We start from the raw sequence: 17,092 nt of genomic DNA, 5'->3' as shown, positions 1-17,092 counted from the left end.
ATAGGTAACAGACATGCAGCGGACACGGCTGCTAAACCAGGTCGCAAACCTCCTTGCGTCGCAGCGTGCCGCAAGCGACGCGATCAATCGAATGGGGTCGGCATGAGACTGAACACCATCCAGTTCCCGACCGCGTAGCCGCCTGTCCTGCCGATCAGGTCTTGACCATCGACGCCTGGGATCAGTCCTGAATGTTCTTGGAGACCACTACGTTATGAGCCGCAGCCGCCGCAAAACACCCACCGTCGGGCACACGACCTGCGGCAGCGAGCGCGAGGACAAGAAGCTCTGGCATCAGCGCTGACGCACCCGTGAGCGCACGGCGCTGACCAGCGCGTCGCCCGAAGCCCTGAGCGCCCATCTGCCCCTGCTGGAAAACCAGGCCAGCAGCGTCTGGTCGATGGGCAAGGATGGCCGCTCCTACTGGCCCGTCAAGCGCCAGGCCGCCACGGCGGATCGCATCGCCAATCACAAGGGACGCAACCCGCAAGAACGCGCCTCCCTGAAAAAGCGCCTGCTGCGCAAGTGGATGAGCAAATGAAGCTCTCCTTCCATCAGCACATTGCGCTGTTCTGGATGATCGGTGCTCCGGGCGTCTTCGCGCCCGTGATCGAGAACGCCAAGCGGCCCGATGCCGGCGCCGTCATGGCGTGGGGTGTCGCGATCGTGGCGGTGATGATCCTCTTCACCCCTTTGCTGCTGCGCTGTCCACCATTCCGGCGCTGGTATGGCCGGACGGATGCGCTGTCGGAGCGGCAGCGCCAGGCGCTTGCCGAGCGCGGCCTGCGCCGCTACTACCAGACCGCTTTCGATGACGGCTACGTGCCCCGCGTGATGCCCTACGTGTGGCGCATCATCTGGACGGTCGGCGGGTTGATGGCTGTGACCGCCGTACTGCCTACCAACACCGGACGGCCAGCCTTCGATGCCTTGGTGGTCTTCTCGACCTGGTATCCGATAGGCGTGATGCTGCTGGTTTTCGCGTCGAGGCCCCTTGGCCGGTTGATTCGCCAAAGAGCACAGGAGCGGCGGAAATGAGCACGTCAACCATCGAGGCGCTGGCCAGCGCCTGGGCAAGGATTGCCGAGGAAGCGGAATTCCCCGCTGACTACGAGGGGACTGCCACACCACAAGCGCATCGGGCTAGCGAAGCTATTCAGGAGCAGATTCGGGAGCGCATCGTCGCCACCAACGACATGCGGCTGTTCAGCCTGCTGCACCTGCTGGGTCAGGCGTCGCTGCGCATGGAGCAAGCGCTGTGGCCGGAGGATTACGAGCGGATGACGCGCGAGGTTGAGGAAGCCCTGCGGCAAGCCACCGACGCCAACGCCAGATCGTACACCCACGAAGAAGTGATGCAGGCGATGCAGGAACGCATCGACCGGGCGCGAGACAAGCCATGTTGATTGGCTATGCGCGCGTCTCGACGCAGGATCAGAACCTGGAGCTGCAACGCGAAGCCTTGAGCAAGGCCGGATGTAAAAAGGTCTTCGAGGACAAGGTGAGTGGCACGCGGGCAGACCGGCCTGGCTTGGCCAAGACGCTCGAAATGCTGCGCGAAGGCGATACTTTGGTCGTCTGGAAGCTCGACCGGCTGGGCCGGTCGGTCAAGCAACTGGTCGATCTGGTCGGCGATCTGCACAAGCACGGTGTCCAGTTCAGGAGCCTCACCGACTCCATCGACACCGGCACACCATCCCGGCGGTTCTTCTTCCACGTCATGGCGAGCCTTGCCGAAATGGAGCGCGAGCTGACCGTCGAGCGCACCCGCGCCGGGCTGGAAGTCGCCAAGCAGCTCGGCCGCAAAGGCGGCCGCAAGCCGAAGATGACCGACAGCAAGATCGAGTCGGCCAAGAAGCTGCTGGCCAGCGGGGTGCCGCCCAAGGACGTGGCCAAGAACCTCGGCGTGTCCATTCCGACGCTGTACCGCTGGGTGCCAGCCTCCACGCACGCTTAGCGTGCTTTATTTAATGAGATGGTCACTCCCTCCTTCCCAGTACTATGCTGAGGACAGGCTTTCATTCGGAGAACCATCATGGAAAACATTGCGCTTATTGGTATCGATCTGGGTAAGAACTCTTTCCATATTCATTGTCAGGATCATCGTGGGAAGGCCGTTTACCGTAAAAAATTCACCCGACCAAAGCTAATCGAATTTCTGGCGACATGCCCGGCAACAACCATCGCGATGGAAGCCTGTGGCGGTTCTCACTTTATGGCACGCAAGCTGGCAGAGTTAGGGCATTTTCCAAAGCTGATATCACCGCAATTTGTCCGCCCATTCGTTAAAAGCAACAAAAATGACTTCGTTGATGCTGAAGCTATCTGTGAAGCAGCATCACGTCCATCTATGCGTTTCGTGCAGCCCAGAACCGAATCTCAGCAGGCAATGCGAGCTCTGCATCGTGTCCGTGAATCCCTGGTTCAGGATAAGGTGAAAACAACTAATCAGATGCATGCTTTTCTGCTGGAATTTGGTATCAGCGTTCCGCGAGGTGCTGCCGTTATTAGTCGACTGAGTACCCTTCTTGAGGACAGTAGTTTGCCTCTTTATCTCAGCCAGTTACTGCTGAAATTACAACAGCATTATCACTATCTTGTTGAGCAGATTAAAGATCTGGAATCTCAGTTGAAACGAAAGTTGGACGAAGATGAGGTTGGACAGCGCTTGCTGAGTATTCCCTGCGTTGGAACGCTGACTGCCAGTACTATTTCAACTGAGATTGGCGACGGGAAGCAGTACGCCAGCAGCCGTGACTTTGCGGCGGCAACAGGGCTGGTACCCCGACAGTACAGCACGGGAGGTCGGACGACATTGTTAGGGATTAGCAAGCGGGGCAACAAAAAGATCCGAACTTTGTTGGTTCAGTGTGCCAGGGTATTCATACAAAAACTGGAACACCAGTCTGGCAAGTTGGCCGACTGGGTCAGGGAGTTGTTGTGTCGGAAAAGCAACTTTGTCGTCACCTGTGCTCTGGCAAACAAGCTGGCCAGAATAGCCTGGGCACTGACGGCGCGACAGCAAACTTACGAAGCATAAAGGCAGAAATACACCAGTTTAAACAATCATTCATCTGGTTTTGCGAATACTGATATTGATGATACTAACGGCCCACCGGCCTGTTGAGGAACCTGTAAAACGGAAAGGCTCATTGAAGCCGTATATTTTCTGGAGGTTCATCAGGCGCGGAACTCATCGAGGCGCGGGAATAAAATCCCATTCAGACGCCGGATAGATTCAAGCAAGCCAACTTGTCGTCAAAATCGGTGTTGCAAAAACGGGAGTGACCATAGATTCCGTTTTCTGAGACGACCCCTATCTGTTCAACCGCCGGGCGAACGGCATCGATGAAATCTGGTACATCTGCCCGGACAGGCCGACGCTCGTCCGGGTGCAACGGGCAATTTTGGCGGTGGATGAAATCGTGAACCCACAGACCGGCGAGGCCCGAAAAACGGCAGAGCTGGACCGGGAACGGCTGTTTGCCTGCTTCAAATTCATGGTCATGGTCTGAGGTTAATCATTCATTTATGAGGTGTTTTATGACAAACCGGATTGCGGTTGTGGGCCGGGAGGCCCTGCTTATGGTCGGGGCGATGGCCGGAGGGCTGTGTGTGCTGGCCGCGCATCTGCTGAAATTGTTCTGGCGCGTGCTGCCGGTGTTTCTGCTGCTCTACGGGTTCGTGCAGTTTCTGGCGAGGAACCCGGCGATCCGTGACTGGTTGTTCCTGCATTTCGGGCAGGGAGGCACGGCGGCGATCCTGATCGGTGGTACCCTTCTTTGCCTGCGTCGTCTGATGAAATGACGGCAGACAGCACCGGCCGCGTCGGTGCTGTTATTCCTCCCCGAGCTGGTCCCGCATTGCCAGCCAGAGCGTTTCCGCGTCCTCGTGCAGCCGTTCGCACATGTCGGCCGCGGTATCCATATCCAGTTCGTTCAGCTTTTCCAGCAACAGCAGCGACTGATCCCTGATGAATTTTGCCATGTTGAGGGCGGTTTTTTCCTGTTTCGTCATGTTTCTTTCCTTCCGGGCATGGTGTGCGCCTGTCGGGTATACTGTCTCAAAAATAGCGGGGTGAGACAATGGCGTGGGTGACGGTGAGACAGGCCACGGAACTGACGGAAAAAGCCCGAAGTTCCCTGTATCGGGATATGGCTAAAGGCCGCGTATCATACCGGACGGAGGCTGATGGTGGTCGTGTCGTAGATACCAGCGAGCTTATCCGGGTGTACGGTGAGTTAAGACTGATTGAGACTCATGATCGGGACGGGTTGAGACTGCCGGATGAGACTGAAAAAACGGTATCAGAGGCGCTGATTGCGGAGATAAAAGCGCTGCGGGAAGAGGTGGCCGGGCTGCGGCAGGAAATGCAGGCCATGAGACTACTGGAACACAAAACGGAGACAGCAGAGACACCGCGCCGGTGGTGGCAATGGGGGAAGCGCTGACGCGCTGCGCTTGTCCAACCGGCGACGGCCACGCAATGAATTGCGCCCCCGTCACCCGTTATCAGCGGACGGAGTGGGGATTCTGGCGCTGGCCGACTACGGCCAGAACCCGGATTTTCTGCGCCGGGTCATTCACATCATAGAGGACATGCTGTCCCATCAGGCTTATCCGGCGAACGTCCTCGCCATAGCGTGAGTCCACTTCGTAGAGACGCGGAAAGTCTGCCAGCTTGTCTGCGGCCGCAAGAACGCGATCGGTGACGTTCCGCGCATCCCACAGAGATGAATTTTCCGCGATGTAGTCAAACAGTGCCGTTACGTCCTCGATGGCTCCCTGCTTCCATTCCACGTCATACGGCATCACGCAGTTCCTGATAGCGACCATGCAGCCGCTGGCGGAGTTGTTCCGTGGTCATGCCCGGGCGTGTATCAGCGCGGGCTGCAGTCACTTTGGCGCGAACCTGATCTTCATACTCGGCCTGTGCCAGTTCTTCGTTAGCCAGGCGCTGCAACAGTGCTGCCTTGTCCGGGCCACCTTCCGGCAGTATGCGGGGCAGACTTTCGGCCAGTTCCCGCAAGAAGTTGGCGTTTTCGTAGTGTGTGGTATTGCTCATTACAGAGCCTCCGGGGTTGATGCGTCGACATGAAGGAGTTTAGCAGGGACACTCCCTGAAAAATATGCTGAATCCGGTACGCGAAGCGTTACTTCCTTGTACTGGCTGTTCTCTGTTATTCGTGCTGTCTTGCAGGCTTACTGCGGGTTGCTGTCTTTTTTTTCTCGCTGCCTGAGTCCCTCAGCAAAACCGACCATCCAGCCTAATGGATCATGCTGCGCAGCCCCTGACAACAGCGCGTCAGATTCCAGTCCGGCTTGTCGTCCTGCCTCTCTGACATCTTCTCGTACCCATACCGCAATTTGCTTATAACCCGCCTCGCGCATACGTGCTTTATAGGCTGCCTGGCCGCGTGCATTCTTGATCAGATACTTGCGGTTGCTAGTGATATCGCGTGTCTTGTTGTTTGAACCGGTCATTAATTCCTCAGGCATTACAGAGTTGTCGTACACACAGAAAACATTACTAGTAATTATGATTGTTGTGAGTATTCCAGGGAGAAAATGAGAGATTTCCCGCGCAAAAGGGCGCTTTTTGGCGGTTTCAGGTGGTAAACGCACTGAAACGGGCCGCCATGCAGTCCGGTGCATAGCCATTCATGCCATCAGAATTCATCAGGCAAGTTTTGCGGGGTTTTCGCCGGGTAAGCTGTGGTTTTCACCGGCTTCGCGCTGAAATCGCCCTGAGCGCGTTTTAGCGGTGCGTACAATGAAGCCTTTATGTTAAATAGGGGCTTTTGTTGTCCGGAAAAGGCTGAGCAAAAATACGATAAACAGTGTCATACCGGTAACCAGCATGACATAGCCGGCTGTTGGGTTATAAGTCAGACAGAAGGCTGTGCAGGCACTGGGGGCGTGTATGCGAAAAAGCCCGGCAAAACACAGACTGGCCGAGAGTCCGTAAAATAACGATCCTGCGATAACGGTCAGCATAATTCTAAACATTGTCCCTTTGTCCCTTTGACCCTAATCATCCTCATCTTTTTTCTAATATGCCCCTTAAAATCAGGATGTTGATTGTTTTGTATGCAAGAAATGGACTAAAGAAATTTGTTTGTGATCCCATTCTCGTTTCTGCATATGAACAAAAAAGCCCCGCACATGGGCGGGGCTGAATGCTGCGAGTCTGCGACGGTGACTTATCCCGGAAGCGTCCAGTCAGGTCGTTCAAAATGGCAGGTATAGCCGTCGGGATTATGCTGCAGGTAATCCTGATGCTCTGGCTCTGCAGACCAGAACTCACCGGCCTGCTCTACTTCTGTCACCACGACTCCGGGCCAGACTCCTGAATCATCTATTTCACGGATAAGCTGGTTTGCCTGCTGCTTTTGCTCCTCTGTGGTGAAAAAGATGGCTGAGCGGTAGCTTGAGCCGACGTCATTACCCTGACGAAGTATTGTTGTAGGGTTGTGAATACTAAAGAAATATTCCAGTAGTTTTCGGTAGCTCAGTTTATCCGGGGAATACACCACCTTCACCGCCTCCGCATGTCCTGGGTGGTGCTGGTATGTCGGGTTATCATTACGTCCGCCGGTATAGCCCACTTCGGTGCTGACCACGCCATTGAGTTTGCGGATCAGCTCCTGGACACCCCAGAAACAACCACCGGCAAGGATTGCCACATCAGTTTTCATGCTTATCTCCTTTCTCAAACAGGGGAAGAAATTCACCGTATCCTTCTGTTTCCAGAGCGCCTTTCGGGATAAAACGCAGTGAAGCCGAGTTAATGCAGTAACGTAATCCACCGGTATCCTGTGGCCCGTCAGGGAAGACGTGTCCCAGATGGCTGTCACCGTGACGGGAACGCACTTCAGTACGCACCATGCCATGACTGAGGTCGCTCAGGTTGTGGACGTTGTTTTCCACTGGTTTGCTGAATGCCGGCCAGCCACAGCCCGAATCAAATTTGTCCTTCGACGAGAACAGTGGCTCACCGGAGACGATATCCACGTACAGTCCGTCCTCAAAGTGGTCGTCATATTCTCCGGTAAACGGGCGCTCAGTGGCGCTTTTCTGGGTGACGCTGAACTGCAGTTCCGTCAGTGCCTGAATGGTCTGTGGGTCTTTTTTATACGGTTTGTTCATATCGCTCTCCTGACAAATCTCACTCACCGGGACGGGTCCTGCTCATGAATAAGATCCAGATAGTGTTTTTCAAAGTCCGGGTTGGCGGGGAGCGACTTATTTTCCAGGTAGCGCTCTAAAAAGTAGCGGGGAGTGATCCCCGCCCGAAAGGCGGCTTCCATGCCTCTCACCATGAACCCGGGAGTGGTGTCATATTTGCTGGCCAGAAATATCAGGCTGCTGCGTAATTCAGGGTCACCCCATGGCTGACAATGCGTCAGACGAGCGGGGTTTGTGCACGGCGCTGAGTTGCTTCGCCCTCCGGTTAATCAGTGTCCGTCGCAGGTCATGACGCAACAGCACCAGTCCAGCCCCAATCAGAAGAACATCCTTGATAATGAAGCTGTCAATGCGACCCAGCTGCGGCAGAAGGCTCAGGGTGACGATGCCGGTGCCTGCCACCATCAGGGCGCCTGCTGCACCCACTGCCGGCCGGAAAAATCCGGCAATCAGGGCCAGAAGGGTGATATTTTCCACCACGCCGAGTGCGTAGCTGAGCCCCTGAACGCCGAGAGCCGGATACAGCGCACCGAGCCAGGTGCCTGGCAGCAGGTGGTGAAGGGCATTGGCCTCGAAGGCAAACCATTTGTAGGTGCCAAACAGGGCGAAGATGAAAATCACTGACAGCCGCAGAACCATAATGTCCAGGCCTGACGTTTTACGAAGTAACCGGCGCAGTTGTGTCTCGACGTTATTTTTCATGGTGTGTGTCCTTTTATTTTCGTTTTGTGTTTATGCAAACAGCGTGGCGCGGGCATGAACGAAACGGGCCTGCTCAAGCTCAGAAATCAGATAAGCGGCAGCGCCATGTTCAAGGGCTTCGCGGATAACCTCCCGCTCCAGCTCATCCACGGAAGACACCCAGCCAACAGAGAGTGTACGGACCGGTACCAGAGCTGCTTTTTCTTCCTCAGTAAGATCGGATTTGATGATGACCGGTCCATGGGCTTTACGGGTGAAGACAGCGATAACGTCGTTGATAAGTGCTTTCATGATGATGCCCCCTGCATGTCTGTTTTATTGTGTTGTCGTGTTGTTAATATTTATTCTACCTACCAGTAGATAGATTGGCAAGGGGTAACTGGAAATTAAACGCAAGGAAAGTCTTAATGTCTTCTGAGGCCCCCGGAATACAGGCGTTGTCAGCGGTGATTTTTTTGAGTGCTGGCTGCCCCGGTTAAACCGGGGCAGCCACAGGCGTGGCTTTACGGGCGGGAGAGTAGCTGAATAAGCGCGCTCATGGTGCGGGAACAGGCATCATGAGGAGGGATCCGATTGAGCATCAGGGCCCCTTTAATGGCGCTGCCGATGATAATGGCCACGTCAGCCGGCTCAGCAGTAAAAGCCAGTTCACCGCTTTCACGACCCGAAACCAGCACACTGGTCAGGATGCGCAGGTCGGTTTGTGCCAGTCGTGAGGTGGCTTTCTGAAGAGGTTCTTCAAACAGGGCGCTGTCGGACAGCATGGCGTGAATGCCACACATCTGGCCGCTGTCGGCGCATTTGAGAAATGCGTCCATATAACCCTGCAGACGGGCTTTACCCGGTGGCAGCTGTAACAGGGCAGCTTCCAGTTTCAGCAGGCTGGCCTCCTTGTATTCACAATAGGCAAGCCCGAGGTCGGTTTTGGTCTGAAAATGGTAATGGATACTGGCCTTCCGTATTCCCAGACCGTCAGCGAGATCAGCATAGCTGAAGCCCTGGTAGCCGTTCTGCTGGATAAGGGTATCAGTCAGTTCAATCAGACTGTCATGGGTGGACATAATGTTCTCCTGGCACCTGCGGGTGCCTGTTATTCAGACACAACTGCGCCCGGAAACCAGAAGGGTTCCGGGCGCAGTTGCGAGGGTAACGGGTATTCAACGATACAGGACAGCGGTACCGGAAAGTTTATTCATACCGGTGGCACTGGTGATGCGGTAGTGTGTGGCCCCGGCATCAGCGGCTTTCATATCCAGTGAGGCCACCAGGTCATCCAGGGTGGTGAAGCCACCGGAAGAGACCACCCCAATTTTTTGCAGCGATGCTGCTTCGCTGCGGGAAACCATTTGCGGGCTGGCGGCATAGCTCAGTGCGCTGGCGGACAGGGCGATGATGGCAAGGGTGGTTTTGATGATGTTTTTCATGATGACGCTCCTGATGTTCTGTTGTGTGTTTTTGTTTGTGTGTCGTGTTGTTAAAATCAAATCTACCAACCAGTAGATAGGTTGGCAAGTGTTAATTGGGGTCCGCTTGGAAAACGGAATCTATGGTCACTCCCGTTTTTGCAACACCGATTTTGACGACAAGTTGGCTTGCTTGAATCTATCCGGCGTCTGAATGGGATTTTATTCCCGCGCCTTGATGAGTTCCGCGCCTGATGAACCTCCAGAAAATATACGGCTTCAATGAGCCTTTCCGTTTTACAGGTTCCTCAACAGGCCGGTGGGCCGTTAGTATCATCAATATCAGTATTCGCAAAACCAGATCAGTAATTCTTTAAACCGGTGTATTTCTGCCGTTATGCTACATAAGTTTGCTGTCGTGCCGTTAGGGCCCAGGCTATTCTGGCCAGCTTGTTTGCCAGAGCACAAGTGACGACAAAGTTGCTTTTCCGGCACAGTAAATCCCTGACCCAGTCGGCCAATTTTCCAGACTGGTGTTCCAGTTTTTGTATGAATACCCTGGCACACTGAACCAACAAAGTTCGGATCTTTTTATTACCTCGCTTACTAATTCCCAGCAATGTCGTCCTACCTCCCGTGCTGTACTGCCGAGGTACAAGCCCTGTTGCCGCCGCAAAGTCACGGCTGCTGGCGTACTGCTTCCCGTCGCCAATCTCAGTTGAAATAGTACTCGCTGTCAGTGTTCCGACGCAGGGAATGCTCAGCAAGCGCTGTCCAACCTCATCTTCGTCCAACTTTCGTTTCAACTGGGATTCCAAATCTTTAATCTGCTCAACAAGATAGTGATAATGCTGTTGTAATTTCAGCAATAACTGGCTGAGGTAAAGAGGCAAACTATTGTCCTCAAGAAGGGTACTCAGTCGGCTAATAACGGCAGCTCCTCGGGGAACGCTAATGCCAAATTCCAGCAGAAAAGCATGCATTTGATTGGTTGTTTTTACCTTATCCTGAACCAGGGATTCACGGACACGATGCAGAGCCCGCATTGCCTGCTGAGATTCCGTTCTGGGTTGCACAAAACGCATAGACGGACGCGATGCAGCTTCACAAATAGCTTCGGCGTCGACAAAGTCGTTTTTATTGCTTTTAACGAACGGGCGGACAAATTGTGGTGATATCAGCTTTGGGGAATGCCCCAACTCTTCCAACTTGCGTGCCATAAAGTGAGAACCGCCACAGGCTTCCATTGCGATGGTTGTAGCGGGGCATGTCGCCAAAAATTCGATCAACTTTGGCCGGGTAAATTTTTTACGGTAAACAGCCTTCCCGCGACGATCCTGGCAATGAATATGGAAAGAGTTTTTACCCAGATCGATACCAATGAGCGCAATGTTTTCCATGATAGTTCTCCGAATGAAAGCCTGTCCTCAGCATAGTACCGGGAAGGAGGGAGTGACCATCTCATTAATTATCCCACGCTAAGACTATATTTTGTACAGCAGTGGAGAAGGATGAGAGACCAGCAGTTCATTAACAGGGACTCCTTTTTGCTTAAGCGGCTCAATGGTTCTTTCTATATAAACCGTATTCCAGAGTGTTATCGCCGCCGTATGTAGTGTCAGCGCCGGTGGCGTGGTAACGCTGATCCTCCCACCCCCAGATCCCTGATTTCATTCAGCCGGTGCATGAAGGATGCTCGCCCAAGGGCCTCACCCTTATTCAGCCCCGCCTGTATGCATCGGCCTAAGCCTTTATCGCAAAATCAGTCCAGCATAAACAGCGTCCGATCTCTGCAGAAAATCGCCCTCTGCGCTACGAGTTTGAACGCATTTACTCTGTTTATAGGTAACATTCGCTCCACGATATAATGATATCGGCAACGTATTCAGCATCCTGAGCATGAGTCAGAAGGTGATCCGCCTTACCCAACGAAATGAAACTCTTGGGATGCTTTGCTGCTTTGAATATTTTTTCGGCCTGCTCAATTAACACAGTATCATCTTCAGTCGCATGAAAAATAAGCAGAGGCTTGTTCATGGCGAACACCTTATGAGCGATTTTGTGTTCCTGAATATTGTCCAGCATCTGTTTCTTTAAGGTAAATACCCGCCCGGCCAGCTCAACGGGATAGGCTCCATGCTGGTTAATGTTTTCAACATCATCCTTAAAAAGACGTTTTACGTGTGTCAGTTCTCCGGGTGATCCTATGGTGACAACGGCCTTTGCCTCAGGAACTTCGCCGGCAATAGACAGAATGGCCGATCCCCCCAGGCTATGGCCGATGAGCAAAGAAGGCGCTTCGTACTGTCGGCGGAGATAATCTACCGCGCAAAGCAGGTCCGAAATATTGGATGAGAAGTTGGTGTTGGAAAAATCCCCTTCGCTGTTTCCCAGACCAGTAAAATCAAACCGGAGAACGGCGATAGCATTCTCTGTCAGTTTCCGCGCAATACGCGCCGCGCCTTTGAGGTCTTTGCCACACGTAAAACAATGAGCTAACAGCGCAAACGCTTTAGGATTTTCAGGAAGTTCAAGCAATCCGGCCAGTTCTTCACCAGCCGCATTTTTGAACGTAAATTTTAGTTTTTTCATAGGATATTCCAGGTCTTAAACTGATTTCATATGTTTGATCGCAGGGAAAAATAATCTTCTGCTCTGCATCTGGCATTACGCGTTTTCCTTCCTCTACTGGGGATGTGAAACAGAATTCATTCCGAATGCCTGTCCTCACCTTCCAGTTTGAAAGCTGATTATTGCTTCCTGTTCGGTGATCACTTACGCTATGCTACCAACTAGATGGTAGTTTACAAGAATTTTATGAGGTCTCACTGAATGGCCAATTGCGCGCTCATTCTTAAAATATCCCTGGCAATGCTGGCGTTTGCTGCAAACTCTATTCTGTGCCGTCTGGCCCTGCAGGGAGGCCACATTGATCCCCTTTCATTCAGCAGCCTCAGGCTGGCCAGTGGTGCACTCGTCCTGTCACCTTTCTTGTTTTATCACGCAAAAACTACATTATCGCTGTGGCGTCCGCTGAGCGGATTTTACCTCATGGTGTACGCAGTGCTCTTCTCTGTCGCCTATATCCATCTCGATACCGGGGCAGGTGCGCTGTTACTTTTTGGTGCCGTACAGTTTGCGATGGTGATCCACGGATTATTTAAAGGGGAATCACTCTCCGTTATGCGGGCTTGCGGTTTAGTTATTGCTCTGGCAGGAATTGCTGCCCTGCTGTTACCCGGGGCGAAGGCACCGCCGCTTTACAGTGCACTTATGATGATCGTTGCCGGATTAGCCTGGGCCGCCTATTCCGTCAGGGGGAGGGCGGGCCAGGCGGCCGGGGCTTCAACGGCGGCAAATTTTGTACTCGCCACGCCGATGGCTCTCGCTCTTTCGTTGCTGTTTATGAAGCAGGGTCACTATGATGCTGCGGGCATTGCTTTGTCATTGCTGTCCGGTGCCGCCGCCTCAGCCGGTGCATATGTATTGTGGTATACCCTTTTACCCTCTCTCGGCTCTATCACCGCCAGCACCCTTCAGCTCAGCGTTCCCTGTCTGGCAATGCTAGGGGGTGTGGTATTCCTGGATGAATCACTGACGGTCAGAACGATATTTTCTGCCCTGGCGGTGCTGACTGGCATTGTGATGGTGACACGCGAGAAATCCCCCCGTCAGTCGATGACAAAGGCGAGAGAACCTTAATAACGCAATTAATTCATGCAGTTATGATGATTCTCTTATGTTAATCACACGAGCCAGTTTTCCCGCTCCGGCATCAGACTGACAGTAATACTGAGGTCGACGTTTCTGACTACACCTAAGGCAGGTTTATGAAATGAAATATGATTTTGATGAGTACGTAAGCAGAGAGAAAACAGACAGTCTCACCGTGGACGGCTGGCGGGAATACCTGTTTTCGGGACAGTCCGAATTTGCAATGCGGTATCCGGCAGAAGGGCTAATCAACCTCTGGGTTGCTGACATGGCTTTTGCCACACCAGAGCCGATTCTTCAGGCCATCAGAGACCGTCTGGATAGAAAAATACTCGGCTACACTAAAATCTACGACGAAGAATACTATGAGATCTTTGGCAGCTGGTGTGAGCGACAATATGGTCACCGTTTCAAAACGGAAGACATTGTGCTGTCTCCGGGCATTATTCCCGCGCTGAACCGTCTCGTCCCGCTTCTGACCGACATGGATGACAGTATTCTTATTATGACGCCTTCATATGGCCCGTTTAAAAAGGCGGGTGAATACAGTCAGCGTCGCGTGGTGTACTCGGCGTTAAAAAAATCAGCAGGCGGCTGGGAACCTGACTGGGAAGACTTTGCACGCAAAGCCAGTCAGGCCGATTTACGTGTGAAAATTCTTTTCCTGTGTAATCCGCATAACCCGACCGGACGAGTCTGGCGGCCTGATGAACTTAAGCGGATTATTGAAATTTGCCTGGCCAATGACATCTGGGTGATATCTGACGAAATTCACTGCGACCTGTCCCGAAGCGGTATCGGTCATACACCGGCCGCCTCTCTTTTCCCTGATTCTACACGGCACTGTTGCAAAGTTAGCGATGAGGCAGCCTTTTGTCTTATTCAAAGGCCTTACATTTCAAAAACTCTGCTTACCAGGCGCATTTCGCCCAGGGGATCACCATAATAAAATGCTGAGGCCTGGCCTTTGCGTAGTGCACGCATCACCTCAATACCTTTGATGGTGGCGTAAGCCGTCTTCATGGATTTAAATCCCAGCGTGGCGTCGATTATCCGTTTCAGTTTGCCATGATCGCATTCAATCACGTTGTTCCGGTACTTAATCTGTCGGTGTTCAACGTCAGACGGGCACCGGCCTTCGCGTTTGAGCAGAGCAAGCGCGCGACCATAGGCGGGCGCTTTATCCGTGTTGATGAATCGCGGGATCTGCCACTTCTTCACGTTGTTGAGGATTTTACCCAGAAACCGGTATGCAGCTTTGCTGTTACGACGGGAGGAGAGATAAAAATCGACAGTGCGGCCCCGGCTGTCGACGGCCCGGTACAGATACGCCCAGCGGCCATTGACCTTCACGTAGGTTTCATCCATGTGCCACGGGCAAAGATCGGAAGGGTTACGCCAGTACCAGCGCAGCCGTTTTTCCATTTCAGGCGCATAACGCTGAACCCAGCGGTAAATCGTGGAGTGATCGACATTCACTCCGCGTTCAGCCAGCATCTCCTGCAGCTCACGGTAACTGATGCCGTATTTGCAGTACCAGCGTACGGCCCACAGAATGATGTCACGCTGAAAATGCCGGCCTTTGAATGGGTTCATGTGCAGCTCCATCAGCAAAAGGGGATGATAAGTTTATCACCACCGACTATTTGCAACAGTGCCGGTTATCATTACGTCCGCCGGTATAGCCCACTTCGGTGCTGACCACGCCATTGAGTTTGCGGATCAGCTCCTGGACACCCCAGAAACAACCACCGGCAAGGATTGCCACATCAGTTTTCATGCTTATCTCCTTTCTCAAACAGGGGAAGAAATTCACCGTATCCTTCTGTTTCCAGAGCGCCTTTCGGGATAAAACGCAGTGAAGCCGAGTTAATGCAGTAACGTAATCCACCGGTATCCTGTGGCCCGTCAGGGAAGACGTGTCCCAGATGGCTGTCACCGTGATGGGAACGCACTTCAGTACGCACCATGCCGTGACTGAGGTCGCTCAGGTTGCGGACGTTGTTTTCCACTGGTTTGCTGAATGCCGGCCAGCCACAGCCCGAATCAAATTTGTCCTTCGACGAGAACAGTGGCTCACCGGAGACGATATCCACGTACAGTCCGTCCTCAAAGTGGTCGTCATATTCTCCGGTAAACGGGCGCTCAGTGGCGCTTTTCTGGGTGACGCTGAACTGCAGTTCCGTCAGTGCCTGAATGGTCTGTGGGTCTTTTTTATACGGTTTGTTCATATCGCTCTCCTGACAAATCTCACTCACCGGGACGGGTCCTGCTCATGAATAAGATCCAGATAGTGTTTTTCAAAGTCCGGGTTGGCGGGGAGCGACTTATTTTCCAGGTAGCGCTCTAAAAAGTAGCGGGGAGTGATCCCCGCCCGAAAGGCGGCTTCCATGCCTCTCACCATGAACCCGGGAGTGGTGTCATATTTGCTGGCCAGAAATATCAGGCTGCTGCGTAATTCAGGGTCACCCCATGGCTGACAATGCGTCAGACGAGCGGGGTTTGTGCACGGCGCTGAGTTGCTTCGCCCTCCGGTTAATCAGTGTCCGTCGCAGGTCATGACGCAACAGCACCAGTCCAGCCCCAATCAGAAGAACATCCTTGATAATGAAGCTGTCAATGCGACCCAGCTGCGGCAGAAGGCTCAGGGTGACGATGCCGGTGCCTGCCACCATCAGGGCGCCTGCTGCACCCACTGCCGGCCGGAAAAATCCGGCAATCAGGGCCAGAAGGGTGATATTTTCCACCACGCCGAGTGCGTAGCTGAGCCCCTGAACGCCGAGAGCCGGATACAGCGCACCGAGCCAGGTGCCTGGCAGCAGGTGGTGAAGGGCATTGGCCTCGAAGGCAAACCATTTGTAGGTGCCAAACAGGGCGAAGATGAAAATCACTGACAGCCGCAGAACCATAATGTCCAGGCCTGACGTTTTACGAAGTAACCGGCGCAGTTGTGTCTCGACGTTATTTTTCATGGTGTGTGTCCTTTTATTTTCGTTTTGTGTTTATGCAAACAGCGTGGCGCGGGCATGAACGAAACGGGCCTGCTCAAGCTCAGAAATCAGATAAGCGGCAGCGCCATGTTCAAGGGCTTCGCGGATAACCTCCCGCTCCAGCTCATCCACGGAAGACACCCAGCCAACAGAGAGTGTACGGACCGGTACCAGAGCTGCTTTTTCTTCCTCAGTAAGATCGGATTTGATGATGACCGGTCCATGGGCTTTACGGGTGAAGACAGCGATAACGTCGTTGATAAGTGCTTTCATGATGATGCCCCCTGCATGTCTGTTTTATTGTGTTGTCGTGTTGTTAATATTTATTCTACCTACCAGTAGATAGATTGGCAAGGGGTAACTGGAAATTAAACGCAAGGAAAGTCTTAATGTCTTCTGAGGCCCCCGGAATACAGGCGTTGTCAGCGGTGATTTTTTTGAGTGCTGGCTGCCCCGGTTAAACCGGGGCAGCCACAGGCGTGGCTTTACGGGCGGGAGAGTAGCTGAATAAGCGCGCTCATGGTGCGGGAACAGGCATCATGAGGAGGGATCCGATTGAGCATCAGGGCCCCTTTAATGGCGCTGCCGATGATAATGGCCACGTCAGCCGGCTCAGCAGTAAAAGCCAGTTCACCGCTTTCACGACCCGAAACCAGCACACTGGTCAGGATGCGCAGGTCGGTTTGTGCCAGTCGTGAGGTGGCTTTCTGAAGAGGTTCTTCAAACAGGGCGCTGTCGGACAGCATGGCGTGAATGCCACACATCTGGCCGCTGTCGGCGCATTTGAGAAATGCGTCCATATAACCCTGCAGACGGGCTTTACCCGGTGGCAGCTGTAACAGGGCAGCTTCCAGTTTCAGCAGGCTGGCCTCCTTGTATTCACAATAGGCAAGCCCGAGGTCGGTTTTGGTCTGAAAATGGTAATGGATACTGGCCTTCCGTATTCCCAGACCGTCAGCGAGATCAGCATAGCTGAAGCCCTGGTAGCCGTTCTGCTGGATAAGGGTATCAGTCAGTTCAATCAGACTGTCATGGGTGGACATAATGTTCTCCTGGCACCTGCGGGTGCCTGTTATTCAGACACAACTGCGCCCG

27 protein-coding genes and 4 pseudogenes are annotated in these 17,092 nt (G+C 53.3%); 10 read left to right on the top strand and 21 right to left on the bottom strand.

All coding sequences use genetic code 11. From position 1 onward, the window contains the following. Positions 1–214 precede the first annotated feature (214 nt). The 7 genes and pseudogenes from H7R56_RS26980 (at position 215) to H7R56_RS26950 (ending at position 3,807) form a co-directional block, all read left to right on the top strand. Positions 215–541: pseudogene (locus H7R56_RS26980) on the top strand (hypothetical protein). Then, positions 538–1,038, top strand: a complete 501-nt coding sequence (locus H7R56_RS26975) for a hypothetical protein (protein WP_003100856.1) — start codon at positions 538–540, stop codon at positions 1,036–1,038. Before H7R56_RS26980 ends, H7R56_RS26975 begins: the two are co-directional and overlap by 4 nt. Continuing rightward, complete coding sequence (locus H7R56_RS26970; RefSeq protein ID WP_003100853.1) at positions 1,035–1,406, top strand: hypothetical protein; 372 nt, start codon at positions 1,035–1,037, stop codon at positions 1,404–1,406. Before H7R56_RS26975 ends, H7R56_RS26970 begins: the two co-directional genes overlap by 4 nt. After that, positions 1,400–1,957: a recombinase family protein gene (locus H7R56_RS26965; RefSeq protein ID WP_113535020.1), complete on the top strand. Its 558-nt coding sequence runs from the start codon at positions 1,400–1,402 to the stop codon at positions 1,955–1,957. Before H7R56_RS26970 ends, H7R56_RS26965 begins: the two co-directional genes overlap by 7 nt. A gap of 78 nt (positions 1,958–2,035) precedes the next feature. Further along, complete coding sequence (locus H7R56_RS26960) at positions 2,036–3,040, top strand: IS110-like element IS5075 family transposase (RefSeq protein ID WP_000427614.1); 1,005 nt, start codon at positions 2,036–2,038, stop codon at positions 3,038–3,040. Between the two features lie 277 nt (positions 3,041–3,317). Further along, positions 3,318–3,515 (top strand): annotated as a pseudogene (locus H7R56_RS27960) (hypothetical protein); the annotation flags it as partial. A 28-nt stretch (positions 3,516–3,543) separates the two neighbouring features. Then, entirely contained in the window at positions 3,544–3,807 is a 264-nt protein-coding gene (locus tag H7R56_RS26950; protein WP_021243021.1) for a hypothetical protein, read from the top strand. Between the two features lie 30 nt (positions 3,808–3,837). Here the strand turns inward: H7R56_RS26950 and H7R56_RS26945 are convergent, their stop codons facing one another. Continuing rightward, positions 3,838–4,017 (bottom strand): Rop family plasmid primer RNA-binding protein, encoded by a 180-nt coding sequence (locus tag H7R56_RS26945; RefSeq protein WP_021243020.1) that lies wholly within the window; start codon positions 4,015–4,017, stop codon positions 3,838–3,840. A 68-nt stretch (positions 4,018–4,085) separates the two neighbouring features. On the opposite strand from H7R56_RS26945, the gene H7R56_RS26940 reads away from it, so the two are divergent. After that, a complete protein-coding gene (locus H7R56_RS26940; RefSeq protein WP_113535021.1) occupies positions 4,086–4,451 on the top strand; it encodes an entry exclusion protein 1 in 366 nt (121 codons plus the stop codon). A gap of 61 nt (positions 4,452–4,512) precedes the next feature. On the opposite strand, the gene H7R56_RS26935 is transcribed toward H7R56_RS26940, so the two are convergent. The 13 genes and pseudogenes from H7R56_RS26935 to H7R56_RS26875 form a co-directional block, all read right to left on the bottom strand. Next, positions 4,513–4,812 carry a type II toxin-antitoxin system RelE/ParE family toxin gene (locus H7R56_RS26935; protein ID WP_021243018.1) on the bottom strand — a complete coding sequence of 100 codons (300 nt, stop codon included), beginning with the start codon at positions 4,810–4,812 and terminating at the stop codon, positions 4,513–4,515. Further along, a complete protein-coding gene (locus H7R56_RS26930; RefSeq protein WP_000072676.1) occupies positions 4,802–5,065 on the bottom strand; it encodes a hypothetical protein in 264 nt (87 codons plus the stop codon). Before H7R56_RS26930 ends, H7R56_RS26935 begins: the two co-directional genes overlap by 11 nt. A 137-nt stretch (positions 5,066–5,202) precedes the next feature. Then, positions 5,203–5,484, bottom strand: coding sequence for a hypothetical protein (locus tag H7R56_RS26925; protein WP_021243017.1), 282 nt, complete (start codon positions 5,482–5,484; stop codon positions 5,203–5,205). Positions 5,485–6,203: 719 nt separating this feature from the next. Then, positions 6,204–6,698, bottom strand: coding sequence for a peptide-methionine (S)-S-oxide reductase MsrA (gene msrA, locus H7R56_RS26920; protein ID WP_021243016.1), 495 nt, complete (start codon positions 6,696–6,698; stop codon positions 6,204–6,206). Then, positions 6,688–7,149 (bottom strand): peptide-methionine (R)-S-oxide reductase MsrB, encoded by a 462-nt coding sequence (msrB, locus tag H7R56_RS26915; RefSeq protein ID WP_021243015.1) that lies wholly within the window; start codon positions 7,147–7,149, stop codon positions 6,688–6,690. Before msrB (H7R56_RS26915) ends, msrA begins: the two co-directional genes overlap by 11 nt. Positions 7,150–7,172: 23 nt before the next feature. Next, positions 7,173–7,310 (bottom strand): hypothetical protein, encoded by a 138-nt coding sequence (locus H7R56_RS26910; RefSeq protein ID WP_021243014.1) that lies wholly within the window; start codon positions 7,308–7,310, stop codon positions 7,173–7,175. A gap of 73 nt (positions 7,311–7,383) precedes the next feature. Further along, positions 7,384–7,890, bottom strand: a complete 507-nt coding sequence (locus H7R56_RS26905; protein ID WP_001567380.1) for a DUF417 family protein — start codon at positions 7,888–7,890, stop codon at positions 7,384–7,386. 30 nt (positions 7,891–7,920) lie between these two features. Beyond that, positions 7,921–8,181 carry a DUF1471 domain-containing protein gene (locus H7R56_RS26900; protein WP_001567381.1) on the bottom strand — a complete coding sequence of 87 codons (261 nt, stop codon included), beginning with the start codon at positions 8,179–8,181 and terminating at the stop codon, positions 7,921–7,923. Positions 8,182–8,393: 212 nt separating this feature from the next. After that, positions 8,394–8,951 (bottom strand): TetR/AcrR family transcriptional regulator, encoded by a 558-nt coding sequence (locus H7R56_RS26895; protein ID WP_001567382.1) that lies wholly within the window; start codon positions 8,949–8,951, stop codon positions 8,394–8,396. Positions 8,952–9,047: 96 nt separating this feature from the next. Then, positions 9,048–9,314 carry a YdgH/BhsA/McbA-like domain containing protein gene (locus tag H7R56_RS26890; RefSeq protein WP_001567383.1) on the bottom strand — a complete coding sequence of 89 codons (267 nt, stop codon included), beginning with the start codon at positions 9,312–9,314 and terminating at the stop codon, positions 9,048–9,050. Positions 9,315–9,688: 374 nt separating this feature from the next. Next, positions 9,689–10,693, bottom strand: a complete 1,005-nt coding sequence (locus H7R56_RS26885; protein ID WP_022542389.1) for an IS110-like element IS4321 family transposase — start codon at positions 10,691–10,693, stop codon at positions 9,689–9,691. A gap of 99 nt (positions 10,694–10,792) precedes the next feature. Beyond that, positions 10,793–11,106, bottom strand: a pseudogene (locus H7R56_RS28110) (Tn3 family transposase); the annotation flags it as partial. Between the two features lie 26 nt (positions 11,107–11,132). Then, positions 11,133–11,885 (bottom strand): alpha/beta hydrolase family protein, encoded by a 753-nt coding sequence (locus H7R56_RS26875; RefSeq protein WP_004729622.1) that lies wholly within the window; start codon positions 11,883–11,885, stop codon positions 11,133–11,135. A gap of 240 nt (positions 11,886–12,125) precedes the next feature. Here H7R56_RS26875 and H7R56_RS26870 point away from each other — a divergent pair, with 240 nt between their 5' ends. After that, positions 12,126–12,995 carry a DMT family transporter gene (locus H7R56_RS26870; protein ID WP_001567390.1) on the top strand — a complete coding sequence of 290 codons (870 nt, stop codon included), beginning with the start codon at positions 12,126–12,128 and terminating at the stop codon, positions 12,993–12,995. A 133-nt stretch (positions 12,996–13,128) separates the two neighbouring features. Further along, positions 13,129–13,953: an aminotransferase class I/II-fold pyridoxal phosphate-dependent enzyme gene (locus H7R56_RS26865; RefSeq protein WP_227674753.1), complete on the top strand. Its 825-nt coding sequence runs from the start codon at positions 13,129–13,131 to the stop codon at positions 13,951–13,953. On the opposite strand, the gene H7R56_RS26860 is transcribed toward H7R56_RS26865, so the two are convergent. The 7 genes and pseudogenes from H7R56_RS26860 to H7R56_RS26830 all read right to left on the bottom strand — a co-directional run bounded on the left by H7R56_RS26860 (position 13,899) and on the right by H7R56_RS26830 (position 17,040). After that, entirely contained in the window at positions 13,899–14,603 is a 705-nt protein-coding gene (locus tag H7R56_RS26860; protein WP_001067848.1) for an IS6-like element IS26 family transposase, read from the bottom strand. The two genes, H7R56_RS26865 and H7R56_RS26860, sit on opposite strands and share 55 nt — an antisense overlap. 64 nt (positions 14,604–14,667) lie before the next feature. Next, positions 14,668–14,787 (bottom strand): annotated as a pseudogene (locus tag H7R56_RS26855) (peptide-methionine (S)-S-oxide reductase); the annotation flags it as partial. After that, positions 14,777–15,238: a peptide-methionine (R)-S-oxide reductase MsrB gene (gene msrB / locus H7R56_RS26850; protein ID WP_001567378.1), complete on the bottom strand. Its 462-nt coding sequence runs from the start codon at positions 15,236–15,238 to the stop codon at positions 14,777–14,779. The pseudogene H7R56_RS26855 and the gene msrB (H7R56_RS26850), both read right to left, overlap by 11 nt. A gap of 23 nt (positions 15,239–15,261) precedes the next feature. After that, entirely contained in the window at positions 15,262–15,399 is a 138-nt protein-coding gene (locus H7R56_RS26845) for a hypothetical protein (protein WP_021243014.1), read from the bottom strand. A 73-nt stretch (positions 15,400–15,472) separates the two neighbouring features. Next, complete coding sequence (locus H7R56_RS26840; RefSeq protein ID WP_001567380.1) at positions 15,473–15,979, bottom strand: DUF417 family protein; 507 nt, start codon at positions 15,977–15,979, stop codon at positions 15,473–15,475. A 30-nt stretch (positions 15,980–16,009) separates the two neighbouring features. Then, entirely contained in the window at positions 16,010–16,270 is a 261-nt protein-coding gene (locus H7R56_RS26835; RefSeq protein WP_001567381.1) for a DUF1471 domain-containing protein, read from the bottom strand. Positions 16,271–16,482: 212 nt separating this feature from the next. Then, on the bottom strand, positions 16,483–17,040 hold the full coding sequence (locus tag H7R56_RS26830) for a TetR/AcrR family transcriptional regulator (RefSeq protein WP_001567382.1): 558 nt from the start codon (positions 17,038–17,040) through the stop codon (positions 16,483–16,485). Between the last annotated feature and the right edge of the window lie 52 nt (positions 17,041–17,092).

This window comes from Klebsiella sp. WP3-W18-ESBL-02, assembly GCF_014168815.1.
GTDB lineage: Bacteria > Pseudomonadota > Gammaproteobacteria > Enterobacterales > Enterobacteriaceae > Kluyvera > Kluyvera ascorbata_B.
The sequence above is the reverse complement of the archived record's forward strand: the minus strand, read 5'-3'. Positions and strand labels throughout refer to the sequence as shown.

Coding starts and splice junctions, on each gene's coding strand:
- H7R56_RS26975 (WP_003100856.1), top strand. CDS start 538: ATGAAGCTCTCCTTCCATCAGCACATTGCGCTGTTCTGGATGATCGGT.
- H7R56_RS26970 (WP_003100853.1), top strand. CDS start 1,035: ATGAGCACGTCAACCATCGAGGCGCTGGCCAGCGCCTGGGCAAGGATT.
- H7R56_RS26965 (WP_113535020.1), top strand. CDS start 1,400: ATGTTGATTGGCTATGCGCGCGTCTCGACGCAGGATCAGAACCTGGAG.
- H7R56_RS26960 (WP_000427614.1), top strand. CDS start 2,036: ATGGAAAACATTGCGCTTATTGGTATCGATCTGGGTAAGAACTCTTTC.
- H7R56_RS26950 (WP_021243021.1), top strand. CDS start 3,544: ATGACAAACCGGATTGCGGTTGTGGGCCGGGAGGCCCTGCTTATGGTC.
- H7R56_RS26945 (WP_021243020.1), bottom strand. CDS start 4,017: ATGACGAAACAGGAAAAAACCGCCCTCAACATGGCAAAATTCATCAGG.
- H7R56_RS26940 (WP_113535021.1), top strand. CDS start 4,086: ATGGCGTGGGTGACGGTGAGACAGGCCACGGAACTGACGGAAAAAGCC.
- H7R56_RS26935 (WP_021243018.1), bottom strand. CDS start 4,812: ATGCCGTATGACGTGGAATGGAAGCAGGGAGCCATCGAGGACGTAACG.
- H7R56_RS26930 (WP_000072676.1), bottom strand. CDS start 5,065: ATGAGCAATACCACACACTACGAAAACGCCAACTTCTTGCGGGAACTG.
- H7R56_RS26925 (WP_021243017.1), bottom strand. CDS start 5,484: ATGACCGGTTCAAACAACAAGACACGCGATATCACTAGCAACCGCAAG.
- msrA (WP_021243016.1), bottom strand. CDS start 6,698: ATGAAAACTGATGTGGCAATCCTTGCCGGTGGTTGTTTCTGGGGTGTC.
- msrB (WP_021243015.1), bottom strand. CDS start 7,149: ATGAACAAACCGTATAAAAAAGACCCACAGACCATTCAGGCACTGACG.
- H7R56_RS26910 (WP_021243014.1), bottom strand. CDS start 7,310: ATGGAAGCCGCCTTTCGGGCGGGGATCACTCCCCGCTACTTTTTAGAG.
- H7R56_RS26905 (WP_001567380.1), bottom strand. CDS start 7,890: ATGAAAAATAACGTCGAGACACAACTGCGCCGGTTACTTCGTAAAACG.
- H7R56_RS26900 (WP_001567381.1), bottom strand. CDS start 8,181: ATGAAAGCACTTATCAACGACGTTATCGCTGTCTTCACCCGTAAAGCC.
- H7R56_RS26895 (WP_001567382.1), bottom strand. CDS start 8,951: ATGTCCACCCATGACAGTCTGATTGAACTGACTGATACCCTTATCCAG.
- H7R56_RS26890 (WP_001567383.1), bottom strand. CDS start 9,314: ATGAAAAACATCATCAAAACCACCCTTGCCATCATCGCCCTGTCCGCC.
- H7R56_RS26885 (WP_022542389.1), bottom strand. CDS start 10,693: ATGGAAAACATTGCGCTCATTGGTATCGATCTGGGTAAAAACTCTTTC.
- H7R56_RS26875 (WP_004729622.1), bottom strand. CDS start 11,885: ATGAAAAAACTAAAATTTACGTTCAAAAATGCGGCTGGTGAAGAACTG.
- H7R56_RS26870 (WP_001567390.1), top strand. CDS start 12,126: ATGGCCAATTGCGCGCTCATTCTTAAAATATCCCTGGCAATGCTGGCG.
- H7R56_RS26865 (WP_227674753.1), top strand. CDS start 13,129: ATGAAATATGATTTTGATGAGTACGTAAGCAGAGAGAAAACAGACAGT.
- H7R56_RS26860 (WP_001067848.1), bottom strand. CDS start 14,603: ATGAACCCATTCAAAGGCCGGCATTTTCAGCGTGACATCATTCTGTGG.
- msrB (WP_001567378.1), bottom strand. CDS start 15,238: ATGAACAAACCGTATAAAAAAGACCCACAGACCATTCAGGCACTGACG.
- H7R56_RS26845 (WP_021243014.1), bottom strand. CDS start 15,399: ATGGAAGCCGCCTTTCGGGCGGGGATCACTCCCCGCTACTTTTTAGAG.
- H7R56_RS26840 (WP_001567380.1), bottom strand. CDS start 15,979: ATGAAAAATAACGTCGAGACACAACTGCGCCGGTTACTTCGTAAAACG.
- H7R56_RS26835 (WP_001567381.1), bottom strand. CDS start 16,270: ATGAAAGCACTTATCAACGACGTTATCGCTGTCTTCACCCGTAAAGCC.
- H7R56_RS26830 (WP_001567382.1), bottom strand. CDS start 17,040: ATGTCCACCCATGACAGTCTGATTGAACTGACTGATACCCTTATCCAG.